The following is a 26,487-nucleotide window of genomic DNA, read 5'->3' as shown; positions in this document are numbered from 1 at the left end:
GTGTTGTGCGCTTCGTTGGGTTATCGCCGCCGATATAGTTCTCTCGCAAAGGCAGAAAGTAGTCGTTTTCGCATTTATCGTGAAACGCTTTCGCGTTTTTCGTGCGCCGCTTGGCCGTCCAGCTCGATCCGCCGGGTGAGGTCCGTCCCGGCCACCCGGCGCGCGGTCCGGGTGATCCGGCCGAGCGGGGACAGCACGCGTCCGGCCATCGCGTAACCGAAGGCGAAGGCGATCACGCTGAGGCCGACCAGGGCGAGCAGCGAACGGTTGAGCAGGGTTTCCAGCGCCGCCTTGCGCTGGTGGTTGACGCAGGCGTTCATCGCGGCGTTGAAGGCGTCCGGGCTGGCGTTCGGGGGCAGGTCGCAGATCTCGCTGGTGACCTTGCCGCTGACGATCTCGAACGGCAGATCCGTGCCGACGCTCAGCGCCTGCGCCGCCAGCATGTAGATGATCGACAGCAGCACGATGCCCGCGATGAGGAACATCCCGCCGTACAGCAGCGTGAGCCGTATCCGGATGGTCGGGCGCAGCCAGGGGTAAGGGGGCTCCTGCTGCTTGGGCTCCCAGGTGGGCTTAGGAGGCGCCGCGGGGGGCCCGGGGGTGGCGGCCATGGTCCTCAGATCCGGTATCCGGAGCCCGGCACGGTAACGATGACGGGCGGTTCGCCGAGCTTGCGGCGGAGCGTCATGACCGTGACCCGCACCACGTTGGTGAAGGGGTCGGTGTTCTCGTCCCAGGCCTTCTCCAGCAGCTGTTCCGCCGAGACGACCGCGCCCTCGCTGCGCATGAGGACCTCCAGCACCGCGAACTCCTTCGGGGCGAGCTGGATCTCCACCTCGTCACGGAAGACCTCGCGGCGGTTCGGGTCGAGCTTGATGCCGGCGCGCTCCAGGACGGGCGGCAGCGCCACCGTCGTACGGCGGCCCAGCGCGCGCACCCGGGCGGTCAGCTCGCTGAAGGCGAAGGGCTTGGGCAGATAGTCGTCGGCGCCCAGCTCCAGGCCCTCGACCCGGTCGCTGACGTCGCCGGACGCGGTGAGCATGAGCACCCGGGTGGGCATGCCGAGCTCGACGATCCTGCGGCAGACGTCGTCCCCGTGCACGACCGGGAGGTCCCGGTCCAGCACGACGACGTCGTAGTCGTTGACCCCGATGCGCTCCAGGGCCGCGGCACCGTCGTAGACGACGTCGACGGCCATGGCCTCCCGGCGCAGTCCGGTGGCCACCGCATCGGCGAGCAGCTGCTCGTCCTCGACGACGAGTACGCGCACGGCGCAGTCCTTCCTTCGGTCCTTCGATGGGTTCACAGAGCCGGCGGCCCCCGTGGGGCCCGCCCGGACACGGGCAATTGCCGACTGTGCGCCTCCATCCTGCCCGCAACACGCATAAACCGGCGGTAAGGCGGCGGTGGGGCGGGCCTCCCGGCGGCTGCCCGCCGGGAAACCGGCGGATTTGCGGGCCAGTTGAGGTTTCTTTGAGCCGCGGCGCGGGGAAGAGGGGTGCACACCCGCGATCACGCCTGTCACGTGGCATGCCACTGCTCGCTCCGTCTCCCCGGAGCGGCGGCGCGATCACCCGCTCCTCCGGCCCCCCGGCCGGGGGGATCCCGGGCACACCCCCGTGCCACCGACCCACGATGAGGGGGCGCATCATGGACGCTTTCACCGCAGGTCTGCTGCAGCGCATCAAGACGACCGAGACCGACCTCACCCGGGCGCGCGAGGACGGCGACGACTTCCTCGCGGATGTCGAGCAGGGCGAACTGGACGATCTGCGCCGTCTCGCCGCCGAGCACGGCGTGGAGATCGGCGCCACCAGCGTCTGAGCCGTACGCCACGGGGCCCCGGACACCGTCATGGTGTTCCGGGGCCCCGTGGCGTGTGCGGCGGCCTCACGCCCCTCGCCAGGGCTTTCCCCGGCGGACTCCGTCAGTCGTGCCAGGCGCCCAGCTCGTCGAGTGCGGCCTGCAGCGGCTCGAAGACGCCGGGGGTGGCGGCCACCGTCAGGTCCCCGTCGGCGGGCAGCCCCGGCCGACCGCCGGTCAGCGCGCCCGCCTCCCGGGCGATGAGGTCGCCCGCCGCCAGGTCCCAGGGGTGCAGCCCGCGCTCGTAGTAGCCGTCCAGCCGGCCCGCCGCCACATCGCAGAGGTCGACGGCGGCCGAGCCGCTGCGCCGGATGTCCCGGAGTCGGGGGATCAGCTGCTGGGCGATGTCCGCCTGGTGGGCACGGACGTGTCCGACGTAGTTGAAACCGGTCGAGACGAGCGCCTGGTCCAGCGGCGGGGCGGGCCGGCAGCGCAGGGCCTCGTCGTTCGCGAACGCGCCGCCGCCGAGGACCGCCCGGTAGGTCTCCCGGCGCATCGGGGCCTCGACGACGCCCACGACCCGCTCTCCGTCGCGCTCGGCGGCGATGGAGACCGCCCAGGTGGGCAGGCCGTACAGGTAGTTCACCGTGCCGTCGAGCGGGTCGATGACCCAGCGGATGCCGGTGGAGCCCGGGGAGCTGGCCCCCTCCTCGCCGAGGAAGCCGTCATCGGGGCGGAAGTCGGAGAGGTAGCCGGTGATCAGCTTCTCGGCGGCGATGTCCATCTCGGTGACCACGTCGATGGGGCTGGACTTGGTCGCGGCCACCCCCAGGTCGGCCGGGCGGCCGTCGCGCAGCAGGGCTCCGGCGCGGCGGGCGGCCTCCAGGGCGAGGTCGAGCAGTTCGGACAGGGCGGGGTCGGTCACGGCACTCCCAAGGGGTCGGTGCGTAGGGGCGGGCGGCGCTACGGGCTACGCGTACGGGCTGTCGGCCCCGGCGGCGGCGGGTTTCGGGGCCCTGGCGGGGCAGCAGCCGACCGGACAGAGGTCGTGGGAGGGGCCCAAAGCGCCCAGCGCGCAGCGCTCCACCGCCCGGCCGCGCTCGGTCGCGGCGCGCTCCAGGACCAGGTCCCGCACGGCCGCGGCGAAGCGCGGGTCGTCGCCCACCGTGGCGGACCGACGGACCGGCAGGCCGATCTCCGCCGCCTTCGCGGTGGCCTCGGTGTCGAGGTCGTAGAGCACCTCCATGTGGTCCGAGACGAAGCCGATGGGCGCCATCACGGCCGCGGGGACGCCCTCGGCGCCCAGGGTCTCCAGGTGGTCGCAGATGTCGGGTTCCAGCCACGGGATGTGCGGGGCGCCGCTGCGGGACTGGTAGACGAGCTGCCACGGGTACTCGATCCCGGTCTCCTCGCGCACCGCGTCGATGATCAGCCGGGCCACGTCGAGGTGCTCGGCGACGTACGCCCCGCCCTCGCCGTGCGCGTCGGCCGGGCCCGAGGCGTCGGCGGCGGAGGTCGGGATGGAGTGGGTGGTGAACGCGATGTGAGCGCCCGCGCGGACGTCCTCGGGGAGGTCGGCGAGCGAGGCGAGGACGCCGTCCACCATGGGCTCGACGAAGCCGGGGTGGTTGAAGTAGTGCCGCAGCTTGTCGACCCGCGGCACGGGCAGCCCCTCGGCCTCCAGGGCGGCCAGCGACTCGGCGAGGTTCTCACGGTACTGGCGGCAGCCGGAGTAGGAGGCGTAGGCGCTGGTGGCGAGGACGGCGATCCGGCGGTGCCCGTCGGCGGTCATCTCACGCAGGACGTCGGTCAGATAGGGGGCCCAGTTGCGGTTGCCCCAGTAGACCGGGAGATCCAGGCCGTGCTCCGCGAAGTCCTCGCGCAGCGCGTCGAGCAGGGCTCGGTTCTGCGCGTTGATCGGGCTGACCCCGCCGAACAGGAAGTAGTGCTTGCCGACCTCCTTGAGGCGTTCCTCGGGGATGCCGCGGCCGCGGGTCACGTTCGCCAGGAACGGGACCACGTCGTCCGGGCCCTCGGGGCCTCCGAAGGAGAGCAGCAACAGGGCGTCGTAGGGAGCGGGATCGCGCAGATCGGACATGACATCGATCCTGCCACCCGCCTCCGACAGGGCGGCCACCGACATCCGACGCCCCGTCGGAAAGACCGGCGGGGCCGGGGTCGCGGGGGTCGGGCAGCTGCGTCGCTCCCCCGCCGCCGCCCGGGAACCAGTGTCCGGAACGTCCGGCCCGGCCGTAAGCTGTATGGGCCACCTATACGCCTGACAGGCACGACCGGAGTACCCCTTGCCCAGCCCCTACCGCGCCATCTTCTCCGCCCCCGGTTCGAGGGAGTTCTCCGCCGCGGGCTTCTTCGGCCGGATGCCCTTGTCCATGATGGGCATCGGCGTCGTGACGATGATCTCCCAGCTCACCGGCCGTTACGGGCTGGCCGGGGCGCTCTCCGCGACCCTGGCGATGTCGGCGGCGGTCTGCGGCCCCCAGGTCTCCCGGCTGGTCGACCGCTACGGGCAGCGCCGGGTGCTCCGCCCGGTCACGCTGGTCGCGGTGGCCGCGGTGGCGGGCCTGCTGATCTGCGCCCAGCAGGGGCGCCGGAGTGGACGCTGTTCGTCTTCTCGGTGGGCGCGGCTGTGTGCCGAGCGTGGGGTCGATGGTCCGCTCCCGCTGGGCGGCGATCTACCGGGGCTCCGGCCGGGATCTGCACACCGCTTACGCGTGGGAGTCGATCGTCGACGAGGTGTGCTTCATCTTCGGCCCGATCATCTCCATCGGTCTCTCCACCGCCTGGTTCCCGGAGGCGGGGCCGCTGATCGCCGCCGGTTTCCTGCTGGTCGGCGTCTTCTGGCTGACCGCGCAGCGGGCGACCGAGCCGGTGCCGCACCCGAAGTCGCAGCACACCGGGGGCTCGGCGCTGCGCTCGCGGGGACTCCAGGTCCTGGTGGGAACCTTCGTGGCGACGGGCGCGATCTTCGGGGGCGTGGACGTGGTGACCGTGGCCTTCGCCGAGGAGCGCGGCCACAAGGCCGCGGCCTCGCTGGTGCTGGCCGTCTACGCGCTCGGCTCGTGTCTCGCGGGGGCCGTGTTCGGACTGCTGCACCTGAAGGGAAACCCCGGGAGCAGGTGGCTGGTGGGTGTCTGCGCGATGGCCGTGAGTATGATCCCCCTCCTACTGGCCGGGAACCTTCCGTTGCTGGCCGTGGCGCTCTTTGTCGCGGGCCTCGCCATCGCACCGACGATGGTCACCACCATGGCCCTCGTCGAAGCGCACGTACCGCGCACCAAGCTGACCGAGGGCATGACCTGGACCAGTACCGGGCTCGCGGTCGGAGTGGCGCTCGGCTCCTCGGCCGCCGGCTGGGTGGTCGACGCCGCCGGGGCGAAGGCGGGGTACGCGGTGCCCGTCGTGGCGGGAGCGCTCGCGGCGGCGGTGGCGGTCCTCGGATATCGCCGGCTGGCCGGGCCGGCTGCGACGGGAGGGCGCGGGAAAGATGACCGACACCTACGCACGGACGACGAGCGCGTGGCGTAACTGGCCGGGCACCGTCACCGCCCGGCCCGCCCGCACCGTGTCTCCCGCGTCCGTGGACGAGCTCGCGGACGTGCTGCGCCGGGCCCGCGAGGAGGGCCTGCGGGTGAAACCCGTCGGCGCGGGCCACTCCTTCACGGCGGTGGCCGCCACGGACGGGGTGCTGATACGCCCGGACCTGCTGACCGGGATCCGCGACATCGACCGGACGACGATGACCGTGACGGTGGAGGCGGGCACTCCGCTCAAGCGGCTCAACAACGCACTCGCCCGCGAGGGCCTGTCGCTCACGAACATGGGCGACATAACGGAGCAGACGGTCGCCGGGGCGACCTCCACCGGTACGCACGGCACGGGCCGGGACTCGGGGTCGATAGCGGCGCTGATCCGCGCACTGGAGCTGGTCACCGCCGACGGCACGGTCCTGGTCTGCTCCGAGCGGGAGAACCCGGAGATCTTCGCGGCGGCCCGGATCGGGCTCGGCGCCCTCGGAGTGATCACCGCCGTGACCTTCGCCGTGGAGCCGATCTTTCTGCTGACGGCCCGTGAGGAGCCGATGAGCTTCGACCGGGTCACCGCGGACTTCGACTCCCTGGTCGCCGAGAACGAGCACTTCGAGTTCTACTGGTTCCCGCACACGGAGAACTGCAACACCAAGCGCAACAACCGCAGCGCCGGGCCGGTCGCCCCGCCCGGGAGGCTGAGCGGCTGGATCGACGACGAGCTGTACTCCAACGGGATCTTCCAGGTCGGCTGCTGGCTCGGCCGCGCGGTCCCGGCGACGATCCCCGCGATCGCCGGACAGTTCAGCCGGGCACTGTCGGCGCGTACGTACACCGACGTCCCGTACAAGGTGTTCACCAGCCCACGCCGCGTGCGGTTCGTGGAGATGGAGTACGCCGTTCCGCGCGAGCAGACGGTGGCGGTGCTGCGGGAGCTGAAGGCCATGGTCGAGCGGTCACCACTGAAGATCAGCTTCCCGGTCGAGGTGCGCATCGCTCCGGCCGACGACATGACGCTGTCCACCGCCTCGGGCCGGGACAGCGCGTACATCGCCGTACACCTCTACAAGGGCACGCCCCACCGGTCGTACTTCACCGCGGTCGAGCGGATCATGACCGCGCACGCCGGCCGGCCGCACTGGGGCAAGATCCACACCCGCGACGCGTCCTATCTGTCGGAGGTCTACCCGCGCTTTCGCGAGTTCACCGCGCTGCGCGACCGGCTGGACCCGGACCGGCTGTTCGGCAACGACTACCTGCGGCGTGTGCTCGGCGACTGAGTTCCCGAGCCTTCCGGTACGCCGTCGGCCCCGGTCCTCTCCCTTGTGGAGGGGGCCGGGGCCGATGTGCTGTGCGCGGTACGCCTACGGGTCACTCGGCGTCGACGCCGGGCGGGGCCTGCTCGCCCTGCCCCGGGGCGACGCCCGTGCCGGTCGAGGGGGCGCCCGTTCCGGCGTCGCCGGAGGGCGTCGGGGTGGGCGGCACCGGGTCGGGGACGGTCCCGCCGCCGGAACCCGAGGGCGTCGGCGTGGGAGTGGACCCGGTGCCCGGGTTCTCGCCGCCCGTGCCCGTACCGGGGTCGGGGCTCTCGCTGTTGCCGTCGCCGGGGTCCGTGGCGGGGGCGGATCCGGTGTCACCGCCGGGGGTCGGCCGCTGCTCGTCCCCCTCCCCGTCCCGGCCGGTGTCCCCGGAGGGCGTGGGGTCGGCGGGCCCGGGGTCCCGGTCGTCGTCGCCGCCGCGCACGACGGAGCTGAGGGTGGTGCCCTGGCCGCCGCTGAGGTCGTTGCCCGAGATCATCTCGAACGCGGTGATCCCGGCCATGGAGACGGCGAAGACCGCGGCGGCCGCGAGCGCGGGGCGCTTCCAGCCGCGCAGCCGGGTTCCGTGGGTGACGCCCTCTCCGAAAGCGTCGTCGCCGACGGCCGCGCCCACCGCGGCCCGCGGAAGCAGCCGCGTACGGTCGTCGGCCGGCGGCGGCAGCTGCGTACGGTCGGCCCCTGCCTCCGCTCCCGCGCCCGGACCCCCGCCCGGCGGAACCCGGAGCATCCGGGTCCGCGCGTCGCCGAGGTCCAGCAACTGGGTCCGGTCCGTGTCGACGGGCTTCAGCGGCCGGGTGCTCTCCGCGTCCGGGATCACCTCCGGGACCGCGCCCGGGTCGACCGTGGGCAGCACCGTGGTGGCGTCCTCCTCGGCCGGCTCCGGCTCGGACCGCCGGGCGGCGCCTCGGCGCCCGGCGGGCGTCGTCTCCTTGGTGTGCACCGTCACCTGGCGGCCCTCCGGGTGGGTCACCTGGACCGTCACCTCGCGGATCTGTTCGCCCGTGCGGCGGAAGAAGTGCTGGAAGACCGAGCCGCCGCAGGTGGCGACGACGCTCATCACACCCGCTCCCGCGATCGTGCCGTACACGCCCAGCTGCGAGGCCAGCACGGCCGCCGCGACGGCCGCCACGGCACTCCCGGCGACCTGCGGGAGACTCAGATCTATGCGCCTTTCCTTGGGTTCTGTGTCACTTTCCGGCTTCTGAACCATTACCAGCCCTTGCTTGACATCTCTCCCACCATGCAACAGGAAGGGACAAATGAGCGAAGCAGATAGTTCCGTTTCCGGAGATTGTGTGAAGCACAACACGCGACAGGGGCATTTCACGGAGAACTGGGTAACCCAACTCCCGCGCCCCACGAGAAGTTCGGCGGCGTGCCGGTCCACCTCGATGGCTCGAATGGAGTACTGTGACGAGCCCTGGGGCGGACTCCGACGTGGGAATCCGCAGCCACCGGAGGGTCCGACGGCACCACTCGAACCGGCGGCGTGAAGGCATCACACGGATGCCTGCTGCACAGAGCGGCCAAATCGGTCGCTTTGGGTCGCAATGGGTAACCGTGTCATGGTGGTGCACCAGGACGAGCGCCCGACACGCCGGGCAACTTGGCAAGGTTGTGGCAGGCTGCACCCGGGCAGGTCACACTCGACTAGCGGAAGCAGCGACGCACGTGACGTCGGCAGGCACCACCCGGGAGGTCCCCATGCCCGAACTGCGTGTCGTGGCCGTCTCCAACGACGGCACACGACTGGTGCTCAAGGCTGCGGACAGCACGGAGTACACGCTTCCGATCGATGAGCGGCTGCGCGCCGCCGTGCGCAACGACCGCGCCCGGCTCGGCCAGATCGAGATCGAGGTGGAGAGCCACCTCCGGCCCCGCGACATCCAGGCCCGCATAAGGGCCGGTGCCTCCGCGGAGGAGGTCGCCCAGTTCGCGGGCATCCCCGTCGACCGTGTACGCCGCTTCGAGGGCCCCGTGCTCGCGGAGCGCGCCTTCATGGCCGAGCGGGCCCGGAAGACTCCTGTGCGCCGTCCCGGCGAGAACACCGGCCCTCAACTCGGCGAGGCCGTGCAGGAGCGTCTCCTGCTGCGCGGCGCCGACAAGGAAACCGTCCAGTGGGACTCGTGGCGTCGCGACGACGGCACATGGGAAGTCCTGCTCGTCTACCGGGTCGCGGGCGAGCCGCACTCGGCGAGCTGGACGTACGACCCGCCCCGGCGGCTGGTCCAGGCCGTGGACGACGAGGCGCGCTCGCTGATCGGCGAGACCGACGACGTCGCCGCGCCCGAGCCCAGCTTCCCGTTCGTGCCCCGGATCGCCCGGCTGCCGCGCGACCGGCCGCTGGACCGGAGCCTGGACCGGCAGATCGACCGCGACCGACCGCTGGACCGGGCCCTCGACCGGCAGATCGAGCGGCCCGCCCCGGCCGCCGCCGAACCCGAGGAGTACGTGAGCAGTGCCTCGGCCGGTGAGCGCGACTCGCTGACCAGCCTGCTGGAGGCGGTGCCGAGCTTCCGGGGCGACATGGTCGTCCCCGAGCGGCCCAGCCAGCCCGAGCCGCCCGCGCTCGAACCGGCCGAGGAGACGGAGGCGGACGAGCCGCCGGCCGCCGCCTCGGCGGGCGCCGGGTCCGCGTACGCGGATGTGCTGATGCCCAGGGCGGTGGCCGGTCACCGCGACCGGCTGACCGGGACGACCGACCGTCAGGCGGAGGCGGACGGAGTCCGGCCGGGCCGCCGGGCCGCCGTGCCGAGCTGGGACGAGATCGTCTTCGGCACCCGGCGCAAGAAGCAGGACTGACCGGTCATGACCACCGGTGGGAGCGGGGTCCGTACGCGGTCGCGTACGGACCCCGCTCCTTTTCCGCCTCCCCGGCCCCGACCGCACCATGCGGCCGGGGCCGCGGGACTACTGGGGCTCGGGCCCCGTGGCGACCGGCCGGGAGGGGTCCGAGGACCACTCGGACCAGGAGCCGGGGTACAGGACGCCCGTGAAGCCCGCGATCTCCAGGGCCAGCACCTCGTGCGCGCCGGAGACCCCGGATCCGCAGTAGACGCCCACGCCTTCGGGACTTCCCTCCGCCCCCAGGCCGGCGAACCGCGCGGCGAGCCGCTCGGCCGGCAGGTAACGCCCGTCCTCGTCGACGTTCTGTGTGGTCGGCGCGGAGACGGCCCCGGGAATGTGTCCGCCGACGCGGTCGATCGGCTCCACATCGCCCCGGTAGCGCTCCGCCGCGCGCGCGTCCAGCAGCAGACCCGAGCGGGCGAAGGCCGCCGCGCCTTCCGCGTCCAATGTGGGCAGGGCCCCCGCCTTCGGCCGGAAATCGCCCTCGGCGGGGCGCGGGATCCCGGTGGAGAGGTCGCCCGTCCAGGCGGCGAGGCCGCCGTCCAGGACCCGTACGTCCTCGTGCCCCGTCCAGCGCAGCAGCCACCAGGCTCGCGCCGCGGCCCAGCCCAGGCCACCGTCGTACACCACGACCGGGGTGTCCTGGCCGACTCCGGCCCGGCGCATCACGGCCCCGAAAACCTCCGGGTCCGGGAGGGGGTGACGACCGCCGTCGCCCGCCGGCCCCGCCAGCTCCGTATCGAGGTCGACGAAGACCGCGCCGGGCAGATGACCGGCCTCGTAGTCGGGACGGCCGTGGGGACCGCCGAGCTGCCAGCGGACGTCCAGGAGCACCGGCGGGCGCGACCCGGCCGACTCGCTCGCGTATGCGGATGCGGTGATGATGGGCTTCATGGGTGCCATCCTCGCGCAGCACCACCGGCGCCCGTAACGGCATCGGAAGGGACGGCCGGCGGGAAACCGGCCGTCCTTCGTCGAGATCCCGGACGACGCGGCGCGGCCGGTGTGTCTGACGCGCCGGGGGGTGCGAGCATCTGCACGGGGCACGCGGACCGCTTCCCGACCCGGGACGGCGTACCTGTCCCGTCCCCCGCACGGCCACCCATACGGTCCGAGGAGAGAAGACGATGACCGAGGCCCACGCCCGGCGCACGCCCGGAACACCTTGCTGGGTGAGTCTGATCGTGCACGGCCTGACCGCGACCCAGGAGTTCTACGGGGCCCTGTTCGACTGGGAGTTCCGGCCGGGTCCCGAACAGCTGGGCCCCTACGTCCGCGGGCTGCTGCACGGGAAGGAGGTCGCGGGCATCGGTCAACTGCCGCCCGACCGCCACCTCCCGATCGCCTGGACCACCTACCTCGCCACGGACGACGCCGACGCCACCGCGGAGACCATCCGCTCCTGCGGCGGGACGGTCGCGGTCGGACCGCTGGACGCGGGCGAGGCGGGACGGCTCGCCATCGCCTCGGACCCGGTCGGGGCGGTCTTCGGCATCTGGCAGGGCTCGGAGCACATCGGCACCATGACGGCCGGCGTGCCCGGCACCCCGGTCTGGAACGAGTTGGTGACCCAGGAGACCTCGATGGTCGCGAAGTTCTACCAGACCGTCTTCGGCTATGAGACGGAGGCGGTCGTCTCGGCCGACTTCGACTACCAGACGCTGCACCTGGACGACGTTCCGGTGGCGGCGCTGCACGGGGTCGGCCACGCGCTGCCGCGCGACCGGGGCCCGCACTGGATGACGTACTTCGAGGTCGCCGACACCGACCGGGCCGCGGCCCGGGTGGTGGAGCTGGGCGGGCGCGTCCTGCAGCCGCCGCGCGAGGGGGCGAGCGGCAGGGTGGCCACGGTCGCGGACCCGGAGGGCGCCGTGTTCACGCTCATCCGGTCCGCCGCCGGGGGCGGATCAGCGGAGGGCCGGGCGTAGCAGGCGCTCAGGCGTCGGAGGCGACCGGCAGGACGTCCGGGGAGAGAGTGCCCGCACGGGCCGCGGTCGCGGTCGTGCGGCGGCTGTGGTGACGGCGGCACAGCACCTCGTAACCGACCTCGCCCGCGAGACGGTTGACGTCGCCGACGACGACCTGGGCGCCCTCGACGACCATCTCCCCGTCCACGGTGCGGGCGTTGTGCGTGGCGCGGGCGCCGCACCAGCAGAGCGCCTCGACCTGGAGGGCCTCTATCCGGTCGGCCAGCTCGATCAGCCGCTGGGAGCCCGGGAACAGCTTGGTGCGGAAGTCCGTGGTGATGCCGAAGGCGAAGACGTCGAGCCCCAGGTCGTCGACGACGCGGGCCAGTTGGTCGATCTGGTCCGGGGCGAGGAACTGCGCCTCGTCCACGATCACGTAGTCGACCCGGCCGCCCCGGCTGACCCGGCCGACGATGTGCGCGTAGAGGTCCATGCCCTCCTCGGCCTCGACGGCGTCCGTCACCAGGCCGAGCCGGGAGGAGAGCTTCCCCTCCCCCGCGCGGTCGTCCCGGGTGAAGATCACTCCCTGGAGCCCGCGCGCCGAGCGGTTGTGACCGATCTGCAGGGCCAGCGTGCTCTTTCCGCAGTCCATGGTTCCGGAGAAGAACACCAGCTCGGGCATGAGGGGTCGAGCACCTTTCGGAGGGGGGTGGGCACGGCGGGAAGGGTTACGAGCGTACTTCGAGGAGGGGGACGAGCTGTTCCACGGGGGTCAGGGAGCCGTGTACGCCGGCCATGGCCGACTCGTGCGGCTCGTTGACGGAGGCCGTGATGATCACGTCGTCATGGGCGGCGGCGACCACGTCGCCGATCCGGCCGTACACCCGCTCGTCGATCGTCGGCCCGAACCAGCCGGCCGCGATGGCCTCGTCCCGGCTCGCGACCCAGAACTGCTCGCCGAGCACCTCGCGCCAGACGGTCAGGACATCGGCCTGGGCGCCCGGCACCGCGTAGACGTGGCGGGCGCGTCCCTCGCCGCCGAGGAGGGCGACGCCGGCGCGCAGCTCCCAGTCCTCGTCGAAGTCGATCCGGGACTGCTCGTCGAACGGGATGTCGATCATGCCGTGGTCGGCGGTGATGTAGAGCGCCGAGCGCGGCGGGAGCTGCTCGGCGAGGCGCCGGGCGAGCCCGTCGACGTACATCAGCTGGCCGCGCCAGGCGTCCGAGTCGGTGCCGAAGCGGTGGCCCTTGCCGTCGACCTCGCTGTAGTACGTGTAGACGAGCGAGCGGTCGCCGGCGGCCAGGCGCTGGGCGGCGACGTCCATCCGGTCCTCGCCGGAGAGCCGGCCGAGGAAGGAACCGCCGCTGAGCGCGACCTTGGTGAGGGGGGTCTGCTCGAACGTCGGCGCGGAGACCTGCGCGGTGTGCACGCCCGCGGCGTCGGCGAGCTGGAAGACCGTCGGGTACGGCTGCCAGACCTTCGGTGCGGTCCACGGCTTCCAGCGGAGCTGGTTCATCAGCTCGCCGGTCTCCGGGTTGCGCGCGGTGTAGCCGGGAAGGCCGTGCTCGCCGGGCGGCCGCCCCGTGCCGACCGAGGCGAGCGAGGTGGCGGTGGTGGAGGGGAAGCCAGCGGTGAGCGGGCGGCCGGTGCCGCCGCGCGAGCTGGGGAGGAGGGAGTGCAGGAAGGGGGCCTCGTCCGGGTGGGCCTTGATCTGCTCCCAGCCGAGGCCGTCGATCAGGAAGACGCAGTTGCGGTCGGCCGGGGTCAGCTCGGGGATCGCGGCGGTGAAGCCGGGCACTTCCTGTCCGGCGGCGAGCGTCGGCAGCAGGTCGGCGAGCGAGCCGCTGCCGTACTCCGGCACGGGCGCGGTGTCGAGGGGCAGCAGGACGGGGTCCTGCCAGGCGGGCTGGACCATCAGCGGCCGGTCGCCGCGGTGGCGGCCGTGGCCTCGGAGAGCGACTGGGCGAAGGCGAGGGTCTGACGCACGGCGTCGGGGCCGTCGCCGGCCTCGCTGACCCGCAGGCTCAGGTCGTCGGCGGTGGAGCTGCCGGTGTAACCGTGGTCGGCCTCGCAGTTGGCGTCGCCGCAGGCGGCGGGCTCCAGGTCGATCCGGGAGACCGCGCCCCAGCCGATGGTCAGGACGACCTCGCGGGGCAGGGTGCCCGGGACGTACTTCTCCGGGTTGGCCACGACGCGGCTGACCACGACGGAGGAGATCCGCCCCAGCTTCACCGACTCGGTGGAGGTGGTGGCGTACGGCGTCGGGGAGCTGGTGTCGGCGGCCTGCTCGTCGGTGTGGCTGACGATGAACCGGTGCTCGGTCAGGACGAGGACCGTCACATGGCGGCGCACCTCGTTGGAGTCGAACGTGGTCTCCTGGTGCACCAGGTACGAAGCGACCGGCTCTCCGCCGACGGCGGCCTCCACCGCCTCGGCCACGAGGGCCGGGTAGTAGCCGCTGCGCTCGATCGCCGCGCGCAGCCCCTGGGTCGTCGTACCGGTCTTCGCCATGAGCACCATCCTACGGCGGACCGGTGACTGCCGGGGACGCCCCGGCGGCCACCGGCGGTCAGGCCGGTGGGTCTCAGTAGTTCGGAAGGCGGCGGGGGCCGAGGTCGCTCCGGGCGGGCGGCGGGGCGAGCCGGACGCTCGCGCCGAGCACCGTCAGTCCGTGCGAGGCGACGACGACCGGTTCGAGGGCGACGGAGACCACCTCGGGGTGGTCGTCGACCAGCCGGGACAGCCGCAGCAGCAGTTCTTCGAGCGCGGCCGTGTCGACCGGGGCCGAACCGCGCCAGCCGAACAGCACCGGGGCCGCCCTGATGGACCGGATCAGCTCGGCGGCGTCACGGTCGGTGGCGGGGACCAGCCGGTGCGCGGTGTCGCCGAGCAGTTCGGAGGGCGCGCCCGCCAGGCCGAAGGAGAGGACGGCCCCGGCGGCGGCGTCGATGGAGGCGCGCACGACCGTGTCCACGCCGCGCGGGGCCATCGCCTGGACGACGGGGAGCAGTTCGGCGGGCTTGCCGAGGAGGTCGGTGAGCTCGCCGTACGCGCGGCGCAGCGCCTCCTCGTCGGCGACGTCGAGGCGGACCCCGCCGAGGTCGGCGCGGTGGCGCAGGTGGGGCGCGGTGGTCTTGAGGGCGACCGGGTAGCCGAGCCGGGCCGCCGCGTCGACGGCCGCCCCGGGGTCCGGGGCGGGCAGGGTGGGGCGGACGGCGATGCCGTAGCGGCCGAGCAGTTCGCGGGCCTCGTCGTGGGTGAGCGGACGGCCGCGTGGGTCGGGGGCGGTGGCGAGCTGTGCCTCGATCAGGGCGGCGGCACCCGGCTCGTCGATGGTGTCGTCGAGGAACTCGGGGATCTTGCCGGGCACGGCCGCCTGGCGCCGCCACTGGGCGTACTTCACGGCCTCGGCGAGGGCCCGCACGGCGCGTTCGGCGGCGGGGTAGGCGGGGATGCGGCCGGGAGCGGGGTCCGTGGCGGTCTCCGGGGCGGGGCTCGCTTCCGGGGCGCCGGGGGTGGGCGGGGCGTCGGGGGTGGCCGGGGCGGAGCTTGCCCGGAGGGCCCCGGGGGTGGCCGGGCCCGTGCTCGGGGCGGGGCTTGCCTGCGTGGCGTCGGCGGTGGCCGGGGCCGGGGCGGTCGAGGAGGCGGTGGCCGCGCGGGTCCGGTCGGCGGCGGGCGTCGCCGTGCGGGGGCGTGGCGCGGCGGTGCTGGACGCGGCGGCCAGCGCCTCGGCGAGGCCGCCGATCTCGACGTGGACGACGGCCACGGGCTTGGCCGCACCGCCGGCAACGGCCTTGTGGAGGGCGGCGGCCAGCACTTGGCCGTCACCGGTCTCGGCCTCCCCGTTCTCCCCCACCCACGGGATGGCGGTGACGATCACGGCGTCGCAGGTCCCGTCCGCCAGCGCCTCGGCCAGCGCGTCCCGGAAGTCCTGCGGGGAGGCGGCGGTGGTGAGGTCGATCGGCGGGCGCGGGCGCAGTCCCTCGGCCAGGCAGGCGTCGTACGTCAACAGGCCGAGGGACTCGGAGTTGCCGAGGATGGCGACCCGGGTCCGGCCGGGAGCAGCTGGCCCGCCAGCAGGAGTCCGGCGTCGACCATCTCGGTCACGGTGTCGACCCGGATGACGCCGGCCTGGCGCATCAGCGCGGAGACCGTGGCGTCGGGGATGCGGCTGACCGGGACGGCGTGACCGGGCGGGGTGGACCCGCTGTGCCGGGCGCCCTTGACCACGACGACGGGCTTCACGGCGGCGGTGCGACGGGCGAGGCGGGTGAACTTGCGGGGGTTGCCGAGCGATTCGAGGTAGAGCAGGGCGACGTCGGTGTCCGGATCCTCGAAGGAGTACTGGAGGAAGTCGTTGCCGGAGACGTCGGCCCGGTTGCCCGCCGAGATGAACGAGGACAGGCCCGCGCCGCGCCGGTGGAGGCCGGAGAGCAGGGCGATGCCGATCGCGCCGGACTGGGTGAACAGGCCGATCCGGCCGCGGGCGGGCGACTCGGGGGCGAGCGACGCGTTCAGCCGGACGGACTCGGCGGTGTTGATGATGCCGAAGGCGTTCGGGCCGATGATCCGCATGCCGTACGAGCGTGCCTGGCGGACCAGCTCGCGCTGGAGTTCGCGGCCCTCGGCGCCCCGCTCGGCGTATCCGGCGGAGAGGACGACCAGCCCCTGGACGCCGTGCTCCCCGCAGTCGGCGACGGCCTCGGGGACCCGGTGGGCGGGGACGGCGATGACCGCGAGGTCGACCTGCTCGCCGATCTCGCCGAGCGAGCGGTGGGCGGGGACGCCGTCGAGGGTGGCCAGGCCCTCGTCGAAGGCGCGGTTCACCGCGTACGTGCGGCCCGTGTAGCCGGCTGCGAGGAGGTTGCGCAGGACGGTGCGGCCCACCCCGCCGGGGGTGCGGCCGGTGCCGATGACCGCGACGGAGCCGGGGGCGAGCAGACGCTGCACCGAGCGGGCCTCGGCGCGCTGTTCGCGGCCGCGCTGGACGGCGAGGGACTTCTCGGTGGGTTCGAGGTCGAGGGTGAGGTGGACGGAGCCGTCCTCGAAGCTGCGGCGCTGGGTGTAGCCGCCGTCCCGGAACACCTTGATCATCTTGTTGTTGGCGGGGAGCACCTCGGCGGCGAAGCGGCGGATGCCGCGCTCCCGGGCGACCGCGGCGATGTGTTCGAGCAGCGCCGAGGCGACGCCCCGGCCCTGGTGGGCGTCCTGGACGAGGAAGGCGACCTCGGCCTCGTCGGCGGGGGCGGAGGCGGGGCGGCCCTGGTCGTTGATGCGGTCGTAGCGGACCGTTCCGATGAACTCGCCGCCGATCGTGACGGCCAGTCCCACCCGGTCGACGTAGTCGTGATGGGTGAAGCGGTGCACGTCCCGGTCGGATAGGCGGGGATACGGGGCGAAGAACCGGTAGTACTTCGACTCGTCGGACACCTGCTCGTAGAAGCTGACCAGTCGCTCGGCGTCGTCCGTGGTGATCGGCCTGATGCGCGCGGTGCCACCGTCGCGGAGCACCACGTCCGCTTCCCAGTGGTCGGGGTACGCGTGATGCGGACTCTGTTCCGGCGTGGGCTCCATGGGCAAAGCCTACGGCGGGGACCCCGGTCGCGGAGGGATCGGTGCCCGGGCAGTCCGAGGGGTCCCGGACCGGGGCCGCCGGAGCACAGGATCCGGACAAGGAAGCCGGACACAGGACCGGGCAGGAGGCCGGGCACAGCACCACGCACTGCATGAGAGACTGGTCTAGACAACCGTTGATATGTGAAGGGCAGAACCATGGCTGAGCGCCGCGTAAACGTCGGTTGGGCCGAGGGCCTGCACGCCCGCCCCGCTTCCATCTTCGTCCGTGCCGCCACGGCTTCCGGCGTCCCCGTGACGATCGCCAAGTCCGACGGCAACCCGGTGAACGCCGCCTCCATGCTCGCCGTGCTCGGCCTGGGCGCGCAGGGCGGCGAGGAGATCGTGCTCGCGTCCGACGCGGACGACGCCGAGGCCGCTCTGGACCGGCTCGCGAAGCTGGTCGCCGAGGGCTTGGAAGAACTCCCCGAGACCGTCTGACCCACGCGACCCGGCCCGGCCGGATTCGCCAGGTGCGAGAGCCGTGACCCCGTTGAGGGATCACGGCTCTTTCGCTTTCGGGAAAGAGCTACGCATCAATTCCGGGCAGCACGAACAATGCCCCGCCATTACTTCTCTTTGTCTACGGCTCTTCTGTTAATTACGGACGCCCGCGATGTTTACGTCGTGTTGCGAAGTCCTCACGCGGGGAACGGGCGCGGCGCGCCGCCCCGGCGGGTGCGGGCGGCGCAGCCGGTGGGTCCCCGTGGCGCGTTCCGCGTACTGGGCGGTCAGCGCCCTCGCCCGCTCCGCGTCGCCGCGCGCCACGGCGTCCACGATCGCGCCGCGCTCGGCCCAGGAGTCGACCGGTCGGGCCGGCTGCTCGACCGCGTACATCCAGGCGATTTTGTGGCGGAGCTGGGTGAGCAGGGCGATGAGTCCGGGGCTGCCGGAGGCCTGGGCGAGGGTCTCGTGGAACCAGCCGGCCAGCGAGCGCAGGTCCTCGCCCTCACCCCGGCGGGCCCGCTCCTGGCCCAGTCTGACCAGGCCCCGGAGCACCTTCAGGTGGGCTTCCGTGCGGCGCTGCGCGGCGCGGGCCGCACCCAGGGGCTCCAGAAGCATCCGCATCTCCAGGAGGTCCGCCGCCTCCTGCACCGTGGGCTCGGCGACACAGGCGCCCGCATGTCTGCGGGTGACGACGAAGCCCTCGGACTCCAGGGTGCGCAGGGCCTCGCGGACCGGGACGCGGGAGACCCCGTAGCGGCGGGCCAGCAGCTCCTCGGTGAGGCGGCTGCCCCGCTCGTAGACACCGGAGACGATGTCGTCACGGATTGCCGTGCATACCGAATGCGCGGGAATGCGCATGTCCGAACCTCCGCCTTGATCCCCGCGAAACGCGGCCGCCCGACGTCTGTTCCGTGACTCTATTGCAATCTGCCTGAATTTCCGATGGCAGGCCGGAATCCAAGGATATCCACGGGCTGGAATCGCCGAAGGCCCCGGCGGGCGCCGGGGCCTTCGGACGGGGTCGCGCGGGGCGGGTCAGACGTTCAGTCCGTGGGAGCGCAGGTAGCCGACGGGGTCCATGTCGGAGCCGTAGTCGGGGCTGGTCCGGGCCTCGAAGTGCAGGTGCGGGCCGGTGGAGTTGCCGGTGGAGCCGGAGAGGCCGATCTGCTGGCCGGAGGAGACGCTCTGGCCGACGGAGACGCCGATCGAGGAGAGGTGGCCGTACTGGGTGTACGTGCCGTCCGTCATCCGGAGCACGATGTTGTTGCCGTACGCGCCGCCCCAGCCGGCCTCGACGACCGTGCCGGCGCCGACGGCCACGACGGAGCTGCCGGAGGCGGCCTGGAAGTCCACGCCGGAGTGGCTGCCGGAGGACCAGAGCGCACCGCCGGTGTTGTAGCCGGTGGTGACGTGGGAGCCGGCCACCGGGAGGTGGAAGGCGTTCAGACGGGCGCGCTCGGCGGCGCGGGCGGCACGGGCCTTCTCCTCGCGGACCTCCTGGGCGCGGGCCTCGGCCTTGCGCTCGGCCTCCGCCTTCGCCTTGGCCTTGGCTGCCTTCTCGCGGGCCTCCGCGGCGGCCTCGGCCTTCGCCTTCGCGATGGCGTCGGCCTGCAGCTTCTGGGCGTGGGCCTGGGCGTCTATCTGCTCGGCGAGAGTGGCGTCGAGGGCGACGGCCTGGATGAGGCCGGTGTCGGCGACCTGGGCGGCCTCGGTGTCCGCGGCGAGGGCCGGGGAGGCCAGCGAGCCGAGGACCCCGGTGGCCAGAGCCGCGATGCCGGCGGCCTGGGCGCTCCGGCGCGTGAGGCGCCTCGGGGCACGGTGCTTCCCGGTGGCACGGGTGAACGCCATGGAGGGGCTGATCCTTTCCTTCCTTCTCGCCTACCGGGTTAGCTGACGGGTTCGGAGCAGGAAGGTCTCCTACGGATCCCCACGCCGGTTTCGCGGCACGGGCCTCCGATTCACCCCAGGGACTGCGTGGGTCCCCGGCTCCCCAGGCTCGCGCCTGACGGGGACTCGGCGATGACTGCCCGGCGCCGCGGTTGCGGCATACGGGTGGCGGACAGCCGAGCCGACGCTAGGCGGGGCGACTTCCCATCGCCAAACGGACCGGGGGATTTGTCGCACATCCCACAGGGCAGACAGGCAGCCTCTCCCCCAAAGGTGACGAGTTGGGCTAATCGGACAGAAAGGAAGAACCCCGACGAACATGCGTCCGTCGGGGTCCTGTTCGCGGCGGTGTGCCACGGGTGCGTCAGCCGGTGACGACGGACACCTCTCCGATGCCGAGGGCCCTCACGGGCTCCTCGATCCGGGCGGCGTCCCCCACGAGGACCGTGACCAGCCGGTCGACCGGGAAGGCGCTGACCACGGCGGCGGTCGCCTCCACGGTGCCCGTCTCGGCGAGCCGGGCGTAGAGGTGTGCCTGGTAGTCGTCGGGGAGGTGCTGCTCGACCTGGTCGGCCAGCGTGCTCGCGACGGAGGCGGCGGTCTCGAACTTCAGCGGGGCGACGCCCACCAGGTTCTGCACGGCCGTCTCGCGCTCGGCGTCGGTCAGTCCCTCGGCGGCCAGCGTCCGCAGGACCTTCCAGAGGTCGTCCAGTGCCGGTCCGGTGGACTCCGTGTCCACCGAGCCGCTGATCGCGAGCATGGCCGCGCCGCCGGAGTCCGGGCCGCTGGAGCGCAGCACCTGGGCGAAGGCCCGCACCCCGTAGGTGTAGCCCTTCTCCTCGCGCAGCACCCGGTCCAGCCGGGAGGTGAGGGTGCCGCCCAGGCAGTACGTGCCGAGCACCTGGGCGGGCCACACGCGCTCGTGCCGGTCGGCGCCGATGCGGCCGATCAGCAGCTGGGTCTGGACCGCGCCGGGCCGGTCCACGATCACGACGCGGCCGGTGTCGTCCGCGGTGATGGGCGGCACCGGGCGGGCCTGGCCGGCGTTGCCCGACCAGTCGCCGAGGGTCTCCGCCAGCAGCGCGTCCAGGTCGATGCCGGTCAGGTCGCCGACGATAACGGCCGTCGCGGTGGACGGCCGGACGTGGGCGTCGAAGAAGGCGCGCACGGCCCTCTCGTCGATCCGCCGGACCGTCTCCTCGGTGCCCAGGCGCGGGCGGGACATCCGGGCGGTGGCCGGGAACAGCTCCTTGGAGAGCTGCTTGGCGGCGCGCCGGGACGGGTTGGCGTGCTCGTGCGGGATCTCGTCGAGACGGTTGCCGACGAGGCGCTCGATCTCGCTCTGGTCGAAGGCCGGGGCCCGCAGCGCCTCGGCGACCAGCCCGAGGGCCTTGGTCAGCCGGGAGGCCGGGACCTCCAGGGAGACCCGGATGCCGGGGTGGTCGGCGTGCGCGTCGAGCGTGGCGCCGCAGCGCTCCAGCTCGGCGGCGAACTCCTCGGCGCTGTGCTTGTCGGTGCCCTCCGAGAGCGCCCGCGACATGATCGTGGCCACGCCGTCCAGGCCCTCGGGCTCGGCCTCCAGCGGCGCGTCCAGGAAGATCTCCACCGCGACGACCTGCTGGCCGGGGCGGTGACAGCGCAGCACGGTCAGCCCGTTGGGCAGGGCGCCTCGCTCGGGCGCCGGGAAGGCCCAGGGGCGGGCCGTGCCGGGCGTGGGCTGCGGGTGGTACTCCATGGCTACTCCAGTCACGGCGGCGTCGCTCACTTGTCCGCCCCCTCGTGCGCGTCGGTGCCCTCGGTGGCTGCCGTGCCCTCGTCGGACTCGTCGGCCTCGTCGGCCGGCTCGATGGGCTCGTACACCAGCACCGCCCGGTTGTCGGGGCGCAGGGTCGCCTCGGCCGCCGCGCGCACCTCCTCCGCGGTGACGTCCAGGACGCGGCCCACCGCGCTCAGGGCGAGCTGCGGGTCACCGAACAGGACCGCGTAGCGGCACAGTTCGTCGGCGCGGCCGGCGACCGTGCCGAGCCGGTCGAGCCACTCGCGCTCCAACTGCGCCTGGGCCCGCTCCATTTCCTCGGGGGTGGGGCCCTCGGCGGCGAACCGGGCCAGCTCCTCGTCGACCGCGGCCTCGATCGTCTCCACCTCGACGCCGCCGGACGTCTTCACGTCCAGCCAGCCGAGCGAGGGTGCTCCGGCGAGCCGCAGCAGCCCGAAACCGGCCGCCACCGCCGTACGGTCGCGGCGGACCAGACGGTTGTGCAGCCGGGAGGACTCGCCGCCGCCCAGCACCGTGAGCGCCAGGTCGGCGGCGTCACAGGCGCGGGTGCCGTCGTGGGGGAGGCGGTAGGCGGCCATCAGGGCGCGTGCCGGGACCTCCTCGTGGACCACTTCGCGCAACTGCTCGCCGATGACCCCGGGCAGCGTCCCGTCGCGCGGCGGCTGCTTGCCGTCGTGGGAGGGGATGGAGCCGAAGTACTTCTCGATCCAGGCGAGCGTCTGCTCGGGGTCGATGTCGCCGACGACCGAGATCACCGCGTTGTTGGGCGCGTAGTACGTACGGAAGAACGCGCGGGCGTCCTCCAGCGTGGCCGCGTCCAGATCGGCCATGGAGCCGATCGGGGTGTGGTGGTACGGGTGGCCCTCGGGGTAGGAGAGGGCGGTCAGCTTCTCGAACGCCGTGCCGTAGGGCACGTTGTCATAACGCTGGCGGCGTTCGTTCTTGACGACGTCGCGCTGGTTCTCCATGGACTCCTCGTCGAGCGCGGCGAGGAGGGAGCCCATCCGGTCGGCTTCCAGCCAGAGCGCCAGCTCCACCTGGTGGGTGGGCATGGTCTCGAAGTAGTTGGTCCGCTCGAAACTGGTCGTCCCGTTGAGCGAGCCGCCGGCCCCCTGGACGAGCTCGAAGTGACCGTTCCCCTTGACCTGGCCCGAGCCCTGGAACATCAGGTGCTCGAAAAGGTGAGCCAGACCGGTGCGTCCCTTGACCTCGTGGCGCGAGCCGACGTCGTACCAGAGGCAGACCGCGGCGACCGGGGTCAGATGGTCCTCGGAGAGCACCACACGCAGGCCGTTGGCCAGGCGGTGCTCGGTCGCTGTCAAGCCGCCGGAGCCGGCCTGTGCGGTGGCCGTGTGACCCATGGGCATGTACGTCCCTTCGATCGCGATACTGGACTTCCTGCCAGACCTGCCACTCTAAGCAAGCGCACCGGCACCTGGCGAAGTTCCCGTTCCGTGGATGTTTCCGTCAATGGTGTCGCGGACGCCCCCTCGGCCCGCTTCGGACGGGTCGAGGTCGGCGTTGTCAGTACGGCGGTCCACAATGGACCGCGTCACTAGCTCGTGTCGTACCGAACAAGCTCAGGTTGTCCGAACAGAATCTGTGAAGGAGTCGCAGCCGCGATGGCCCGCCGTAGCACGAAGACCCCGCCGCCGCCGGACGACTTCGAGGAGAAGATCCTCGACATCGACGTCGTCGACGAAATGCAGGGCTCCTTCCTCGAGTACGCGTACTCGGTGATCTACTCCAGGGCCCTGCCCGACGCCCGCGACGGCATGAAGCCGGTGCACCGCCGCATCGTGTCCCAGATGAACGAGATGGGGCTGCGCCCCGACCGCGGCTATGTGAAGTGCGCCCGCGTCGTCGGCGAGGTGATGGGCAAGCTGCACCCGCACGGCGACGCCTCGATCTACGACGCCCTGGTGCGCATGGCGCAGCCGTTCTCGATGCGCCTCCCCCTGGTCGACGGCCACGGCAACTTCGGCTCCCTCGGCAACGACGACCCGCCGGCCGCAATGCGGTACACCGAGTGCCGGATGGCCGACGCCACCTCGCTGATGACCGAGGCGATCGACGAGGACACCGTCGATTTCCAGTCGAACTACGACGGCCAGGAGCGCGAGCCGGTCGTCCTCCCCGCCGCCTATCCCAACCTCCTGGTCAACGGGGTCTCCGGGATCGCCGTGGGCATGGCCACCAACATGCCTCCGCACAACCTGGGCGAGGTCATCGCGGCCGCCCGGCACCTGATCAAGCACCCGGGCGCCGACATCGAGACGCTGATGCGCTTCGTCCCGGGACCCGACCTGCCCACCGGCGGCCGCATCGTCGGACTGGGCGGCATCAAGGACGCGTACACGGCGGGCCGCGGCACGTTCAAGATCCGTGCCACCGTCGCCGTGGAGAACGTGACGGCCCGCCGCAAGGGCCTCGTCGTCACCGAACTGCCCTTCGCCGTCGGCCCGGAGAAGGTGATCGCCAAGATCAAGGACCTGGTCTCGGCGAAGAAGCTCCAGGGCATCGCCGACGTCAAGGACCTCACCGACCGGGCGCACGGGCTGCGTCTGGTCATCGAGGTGAAGAACGGCTTCGTGCCGGAAGCGGTGCTGGAGCAGCTCTACAAGCTGACGCCGATGGAGGAGTCCTTCGGCATCAACAACGTGGCGCTGGTCGACGGTCAGCCGCTCACCCTGGGCCTCAAGGAGCTGCTGGAGGTCTATCTGGACCACCGCTTCGAGGTGGTGCGCCGGCGCAGCGAGTTCCGCCGCACCAAGCGCCGCGACCGGCTGCACCTGGTCGAGAGCCTGATCGTCGCCCTGCTCGACATCGACGAGGTCATCCGGATCATCCGGGACAGCGACAACTCCTCGCAGGCGAAGGAGCGCCTGATGGCGCACTTCTCGTTGAGCGAGATCCAGACGCAGTACATCCTGGACACCCCGCTGCGCCGGCTCACCCGCTTCGACCGGATCGAGCTGGAGAGCGAGCGCGACCGGCTCACCGGCGAGATCGACGCTCTGACCGCGATCCTGGAGTCGGACGCGGAGCTGCGCAAGCTGGTCTCCTCGGAGCTGGCCGCCGTGGCGAAGAAGTTCGGCACGGACCGGCGCACGGTGCTGCTGGAGTCGGCCGGTGCGCAGATCGCTTCCGTGCCGCTGGAGGTGGCGGACGACCCGTGCCGGGTGCTGCTCTCCTCGACGGGCCTGCTGGCCCGCACGGCGAACGCGGAGCCGGTCGAGATCTCCGAGGACGCCCGGCGGACCAAGCACGACGTGATCGTGTCGGCGGTGGCGGCGACGGCGCGCGGCGACGTCGGGGCGGTGACCTCCACGGGCCGGATGCTGCGGCTCTCGGTGATCGACCTGCCGCAGTTGCCGGACACGCACGCGGAGCCGAACCTCTCCGGCGGGGCGCAGACCTCCGAGTTCCTCAGCCTGGAGGCGGACGAGGAGCTGGTCTGCCTGACCACCCTGGACGAGTCCTCGCCGGGTCTCGCGATCGGCACCCTTCAGGGCGTGGTGAAACGCGTCGTGCCGGACTACCCGCCCAACAAGGACGAGTTGGAGGTCATCGCCCTCAAGGACGGTGACCGCGTCGTGGGCGCGACCGAACTGCGCACGGGCGAGGAGGATTTGGTGTTCATCACCTCCGACGCCCAGTTGCTCCGGTACCCGGCGGCGTCGGTACGTCCGCAGGGGCGGGCCGCCGGGGGCATGGCGGGCGTCAAACTGACGGCCGGGGCCGAGGTGCTGTCGTTCACGGCGGTGGACCCGGCGGCCGGGGCGATCGTGTTCACGGTGGCCGGCTCGCACGGCACGCTGGACGACTCGGTGCTGACGTCCAAGCTCACCCCGTTCGACCAGTATCCGCGCAAGGGCCGGGCCACCGGCGGGGTGCGCTGCCAGCGGTTCCTGAAGGGCGAGGACGTCCTGGTGTTCGCGTGGGCGGGCCCCACCCCGGCACGGGCCGCGCAGAAGAACGGCACCCCGGCGAAGCTGCCGGAGCCGGACCCGAGGCGGGACGGCTCGGGCACTCCGCTGCTGGAGACGGTGGACGTGATCGCGGGACCGCCGCTGTAGGCGCCCTTTTCGTACGGCGGGGAGCGGCCCTGGGGCGTCACGCCTCCACGGCCGCTTCCGGTACGTCCACGAGGTCCGCCTCCTGTACAGGCACGGGGTCCGCCCGTTGTACGTCCACGGGGTCCGCCTCCTGTTGTACGTACCGCAGCACGCCCCACATACCGCGCTCGACGGCAGCGGCGCCGGCGGCCCCGGCGTCGGCGGCCCCGGCGTCGGCGGACTCGTCGAGGGCGGAGCTTCGGGGCCGGGCTCGTCCGCGCGGCAGGCGGCGAGTCCGGCCAGCAGCACTTCGGCGTCGATGCCCGCGCCGATCATGACGAGCTGGGTGAGCCGCTGTTCGCCGCGCGCCCACGGGCGGGGGACGAAGCGCAGGAAGCGGCCCACCGCGTGCAGCGCGTACGTGTTGTCCCGGTCACCGGCGCCGAAGTCCGCGAACCCCTTGATCCGGTAGAGCCCGTCGGGCCGGGAGTCGAGGAACTCCATGAAGCGGCGTGGGTCCATGGGGACGTCCGAGGTGAAGTCGACGCTCTCGTACGCGGCGTGGAGGTGGTCGTCGTGCCCCTCGTGCCCATCAGTCGCCTCCTCCCGCAGCAGGTCCTCGAAGGTGAGCTGGCGGACCGTGTCCTCGTGGTCCGGTCGCAGGGCCGGGTCGAAGAAAAGCTCGGGGTCGATCCGGCCGTGCACGGCGGAGATCACGGCGGCGGGTCGGCTCAGCTCCGTGACCGTCGCACGCAGCCGCTCCCGCTCGGCCTCCCCCACCCGGTCGGTCTTGTTCAGGACGACGAGGTCGGCGACGGCGAGATGGCGGTCGAGCTCCGGATGCCGCTGACGGGTGCTGTCGAACTCCGCCGCGTCGACGACCTCGACGAGGCCCCCGTACAGAATGTGCGGGTTGTCGCTGGCCAGGAGCATGCGGACGAGCTCCTGGGGTTCGGCGAGCCCGCTCGCCTCGATGACGATGACGTCCAGTCGGGCGGACGGCCGGGTCAGCGTCTGAAGGAAGGTGTCGAGTTCGCTCGCGTCGACGGCGCAGCACAGACAGCCGTTGCCCAGCGAGACGGTCGAGCCGACCTGCCCCGAGACGGTCATGGCGTCGATCTCGATGGCCCCGAAGTCGTTGACGACCACGCCGATCCGGGTGCCCTCGCGATTGCGGAGCAGATGGTTCAGGAGGGTGGTCTTGCCGGAGCCCAGAAAGCCCGCCAGGACGACGACCGGGATCTGCGGGGTGCGGGGCGGGGTCAACGGGGGCCTTCCTGGGG

General features: G+C 72.5%; 18 protein-coding genes, 4 pseudogenes and 1 riboswitch. Of the genes and pseudogenes, 7 read left to right on the top strand and 15 right to left on the bottom strand.

From position 1 onward, the window contains the following. Window positions 1–113: 113 nt before the first annotated feature. Window positions 114–611, bottom strand: a pseudogene (locus AC3CH1_RS21730) (HAMP domain-containing protein); the annotation flags it as partial. Between the two features lie 5 nt (window positions 612–616). Further along, window positions 617–1,270, bottom strand: a complete 654-nt coding sequence (locus AC3CH1_RS21725) for a response regulator transcription factor (protein WP_003965735.1) — start codon at window positions 1,268–1,270, stop codon at window positions 617–619. Between the two features lie 380 nt (window positions 1,271–1,650). Between AC3CH1_RS21725 and AC3CH1_RS21720 the strand changes: the two genes are divergently transcribed. Next, window positions 1,651–1,824 (top strand): hypothetical protein, encoded by a 174-nt coding sequence (locus AC3CH1_RS21720; protein WP_169808550.1) that lies wholly within the window; start codon window positions 1,651–1,653, stop codon window positions 1,822–1,824. A gap of 103 nt (window positions 1,825–1,927) precedes the next feature. On the opposite strand, the gene AC3CH1_RS21715 is transcribed toward AC3CH1_RS21720, so the two are convergent. After that, window positions 1,928–2,728 (bottom strand): inositol monophosphatase family protein, encoded by an 801-nt coding sequence (locus tag AC3CH1_RS21715; RefSeq protein WP_488464407.1) that lies wholly within the window; start codon window positions 2,726–2,728, stop codon window positions 1,928–1,930. A 45-nt stretch (window positions 2,729–2,773) separates the two neighbouring features. After that, window positions 2,774–3,901, bottom strand: a complete 1,128-nt coding sequence (locus AC3CH1_RS21710; RefSeq protein ID WP_488464406.1) for a ferrochelatase — start codon at window positions 3,899–3,901, stop codon at window positions 2,774–2,776. 292 nt (window positions 3,902–4,193) lie between these two features. Here AC3CH1_RS21710 and AC3CH1_RS21705 point away from each other — a divergent pair. After that, window positions 4,194–5,349, top strand: a pseudogene (locus tag AC3CH1_RS21705) (MFS transporter). Then, on the top strand, window positions 5,309–6,628 hold the full coding sequence (locus AC3CH1_RS21700; RefSeq protein ID WP_488464405.1) for a D-arabinono-1,4-lactone oxidase: 1,320 nt from the start codon (window positions 5,309–5,311) through the stop codon (window positions 6,626–6,628). The pseudogene AC3CH1_RS21705 and the gene AC3CH1_RS21700 overlap by 41 nt, the downstream one beginning before the upstream one ends. A gap of 91 nt (window positions 6,629–6,719) precedes the next feature. Here AC3CH1_RS21700 and AC3CH1_RS21695 read toward each other — a convergent pair whose 3' ends face one another. After that, window positions 6,720–7,796, bottom strand: a complete 1,077-nt coding sequence (locus tag AC3CH1_RS21695; protein ID WP_488464404.1) for a hypothetical protein — start codon at window positions 7,794–7,796, stop codon at window positions 6,720–6,722. Window positions 7,797–8,371: 575 nt separating this feature from the next. Here AC3CH1_RS21695 and sepH point away from each other — a divergent pair. Further along, on the top strand, window positions 8,372–9,469 hold the full coding sequence (sepH, locus tag AC3CH1_RS21690; protein ID WP_488464403.1) for a septation protein SepH: 1,098 nt from the start codon (window positions 8,372–8,374) through the stop codon (window positions 9,467–9,469). Between the two features lie 108 nt (window positions 9,470–9,577). On the opposite strand, the gene AC3CH1_RS21685 is transcribed toward sepH, so the two are convergent. Further along, on the bottom strand, window positions 9,578–10,408 hold the full coding sequence (locus AC3CH1_RS21685) for a sulfurtransferase (protein WP_488464402.1): 831 nt from the start codon (window positions 10,406–10,408) through the stop codon (window positions 9,578–9,580). 233 nt (window positions 10,409–10,641) lie between these two features. Here AC3CH1_RS21685 and AC3CH1_RS21680 point away from each other — a divergent pair, with 233 nt between their 5' ends. After that, window positions 10,642–11,442, top strand: coding sequence for a VOC family protein (locus AC3CH1_RS21680; RefSeq protein WP_488464401.1), 801 nt, complete (start codon window positions 10,642–10,644; stop codon window positions 11,440–11,442). A 7-nt stretch (window positions 11,443–11,449) separates the two neighbouring features. Here AC3CH1_RS21680 and AC3CH1_RS21675 read toward each other — a convergent pair whose 3' ends face one another. The 4 genes and pseudogenes from AC3CH1_RS21675 to AC3CH1_RS21660 form a co-directional block, all read right to left on the bottom strand. After that, window positions 11,450–12,103, bottom strand: a complete 654-nt coding sequence (locus tag AC3CH1_RS21675; RefSeq protein ID WP_488464400.1) for a thymidine kinase — start codon at window positions 12,101–12,103, stop codon at window positions 11,450–11,452. A 46-nt stretch (window positions 12,104–12,149) separates the two neighbouring features. Then, window positions 12,150–13,337: an alkaline phosphatase family protein gene (locus tag AC3CH1_RS21670; protein WP_488464399.1), complete on the bottom strand. Its 1,188-nt coding sequence runs from the start codon at window positions 13,335–13,337 to the stop codon at window positions 12,150–12,152. Then, window positions 13,337–13,933: a DUF5998 family protein gene (locus AC3CH1_RS21665; protein WP_361334759.1), complete on the bottom strand. Its 597-nt coding sequence runs from the start codon at window positions 13,931–13,933 to the stop codon at window positions 13,337–13,339. The genes AC3CH1_RS21670 and AC3CH1_RS21665 overlap by 1 nt, the downstream gene beginning before the upstream one ends. A gap of 73 nt (window positions 13,934–14,006) precedes the next feature. After that, window positions 14,007–16,996: pseudogene (locus AC3CH1_RS21660) on the bottom strand (bifunctional acetate--CoA ligase family protein/GNAT family N-acetyltransferase). 198 nt (window positions 16,997–17,194) lie between these two features. On the opposite strand from AC3CH1_RS21660, the gene AC3CH1_RS21655 reads away from it, so the two are divergent. Further along, a complete protein-coding gene (locus AC3CH1_RS21655) occupies window positions 17,195–17,476 on the top strand; it encodes an HPr family phosphocarrier protein (RefSeq protein ID WP_018957072.1) in 282 nt (93 codons plus the stop codon). Window positions 17,477–17,632: 156 nt separating this feature from the next. Here the strand turns inward: AC3CH1_RS21655 and AC3CH1_RS21650 are convergent, their stop codons facing one another. The 4 genes from AC3CH1_RS21650 to AC3CH1_RS21635 all read right to left on the bottom strand — a co-directional run bounded on the left by AC3CH1_RS21650 (window position 17,633) and on the right by AC3CH1_RS21635 (window position 22,513). After that, window positions 17,633–18,340, bottom strand: a complete 708-nt coding sequence (locus AC3CH1_RS21650) for a GntR family transcriptional regulator (RefSeq protein ID WP_488464398.1) — start codon at window positions 18,338–18,340, stop codon at window positions 17,633–17,635. A gap of 177 nt (window positions 18,341–18,517) precedes the next feature. Then, window positions 18,518–19,330, bottom strand: a complete 813-nt coding sequence (locus AC3CH1_RS21645) for a M23 family metallopeptidase (RefSeq protein ID WP_488464397.1) — start codon at window positions 19,328–19,330, stop codon at window positions 18,518–18,520. 13 nt (window positions 19,331–19,343) lie between these two features. Next, window positions 19,344–19,511: riboswitch (cyclic di-AMP (ydaO/yuaA leader) on the bottom strand. A 222-nt stretch (window positions 19,512–19,733) separates the two neighbouring features. Beyond that, window positions 19,734–21,104 (bottom strand): M16 family metallopeptidase, encoded by a 1,371-nt coding sequence (locus AC3CH1_RS21640; protein WP_488464396.1) that lies wholly within the window; start codon window positions 21,102–21,104, stop codon window positions 19,734–19,736. Between the two features lie 26 nt (window positions 21,105–21,130). Beyond that, window positions 21,131–22,513 (bottom strand): M16 family metallopeptidase, encoded by a 1,383-nt coding sequence (locus AC3CH1_RS21635; protein WP_488464395.1) that lies wholly within the window; start codon window positions 22,511–22,513, stop codon window positions 21,131–21,133. A gap of 255 nt (window positions 22,514–22,768) precedes the next feature. On the opposite strand from AC3CH1_RS21635, the gene AC3CH1_RS21630 reads away from it, so the two are divergent. Next, window positions 22,769–25,225: a DNA gyrase/topoisomerase IV subunit A gene (locus tag AC3CH1_RS21630; RefSeq protein WP_488464394.1), complete on the top strand. Its 2,457-nt coding sequence runs from the start codon at window positions 22,769–22,771 to the stop codon at window positions 25,223–25,225. Window positions 25,226–25,262: 37 nt separating this feature from the next. On the opposite strand, the pseudogene AC3CH1_RS21625 reads toward AC3CH1_RS21630, so the two are convergent. Continuing rightward, a pseudogene (locus AC3CH1_RS21625) lies at window positions 25,263–26,470 on the bottom strand (CobW family GTP-binding protein). Window positions 26,471–26,487 lie beyond the last annotated feature (17 nt).

Source organism: Streptomyces sp. MGP-P1 (assembly GCF_057766565.1).
This window is presented reverse-complemented; position numbering and strand designations above follow the sequence as displayed.

Coding starts and splice junctions, on each gene's coding strand:
- AC3CH1_RS21720 (WP_169808550.1), top strand. CDS start 1,651: ATGGACGCTTTCACCGCAGGTCTGCTGCAGCGCATCAAGACGACCGAG.
- AC3CH1_RS21710 (WP_488464406.1), bottom strand. CDS start 3,901: ATGTCCGATCTGCGCGATCCCGCTCCCTACGACGCCCTGTTGCTGCTC.
- AC3CH1_RS21700 (WP_488464405.1), top strand. CDS start 5,309: ATGACCGACACCTACGCACGGACGACGAGCGCGTGGCGTAACTGGCCG.
- sepH (WP_488464403.1), top strand. CDS start 8,372: ATGCCCGAACTGCGTGTCGTGGCCGTCTCCAACGACGGCACACGACTG.
- AC3CH1_RS21685 (WP_488464402.1), bottom strand. CDS start 10,408: ATGAAGCCCATCATCACCGCATCCGCATACGCGAGCGAGTCGGCCGGG.
- AC3CH1_RS21680 (WP_488464401.1), top strand. CDS start 10,642: ATGACCGAGGCCCACGCCCGGCGCACGCCCGGAACACCTTGCTGGGTG.
- AC3CH1_RS21675 (WP_488464400.1), bottom strand. CDS start 12,103: ATGCCCGAGCTGGTGTTCTTCTCCGGAACCATGGACTGCGGAAAGAGC.
- AC3CH1_RS21670 (WP_488464399.1), bottom strand. CDS start 13,337: ATGGTCCAGCCCGCCTGGCAGGACCCCGTCCTGCTGCCCCTCGACACC.
- AC3CH1_RS21665 (WP_361334759.1), bottom strand. CDS start 13,933: ATGGCGAAGACCGGTACGACGACCCAGGGGCTGCGCGCGGCGATCGAG.
- AC3CH1_RS21655 (WP_018957072.1), top strand. CDS start 17,195: ATGGCTGAGCGCCGCGTAAACGTCGGTTGGGCCGAGGGCCTGCACGCC.
- AC3CH1_RS21650 (WP_488464398.1), bottom strand. CDS start 18,340: ATGCGCATTCCCGCGCATTCGGTATGCACGGCAATCCGTGACGACATC.
- AC3CH1_RS21645 (WP_488464397.1), bottom strand. CDS start 19,330: ATGGCGTTCACCCGTGCCACCGGGAAGCACCGTGCCCCGAGGCGCCTC.
- AC3CH1_RS21640 (WP_488464396.1), bottom strand. CDS start 21,104: ATGGAGTACCACCCGCAGCCCACGCCCGGCACGGCCCGCCCCTGGGCC.
- AC3CH1_RS21635 (WP_488464395.1), bottom strand. CDS start 22,513: ATGCCCATGGGTCACACGGCCACCGCACAGGCCGGCTCCGGCGGCTTG.
- AC3CH1_RS21630 (WP_488464394.1), top strand. CDS start 22,769: ATGGCCCGCCGTAGCACGAAGACCCCGCCGCCGCCGGACGACTTCGAG.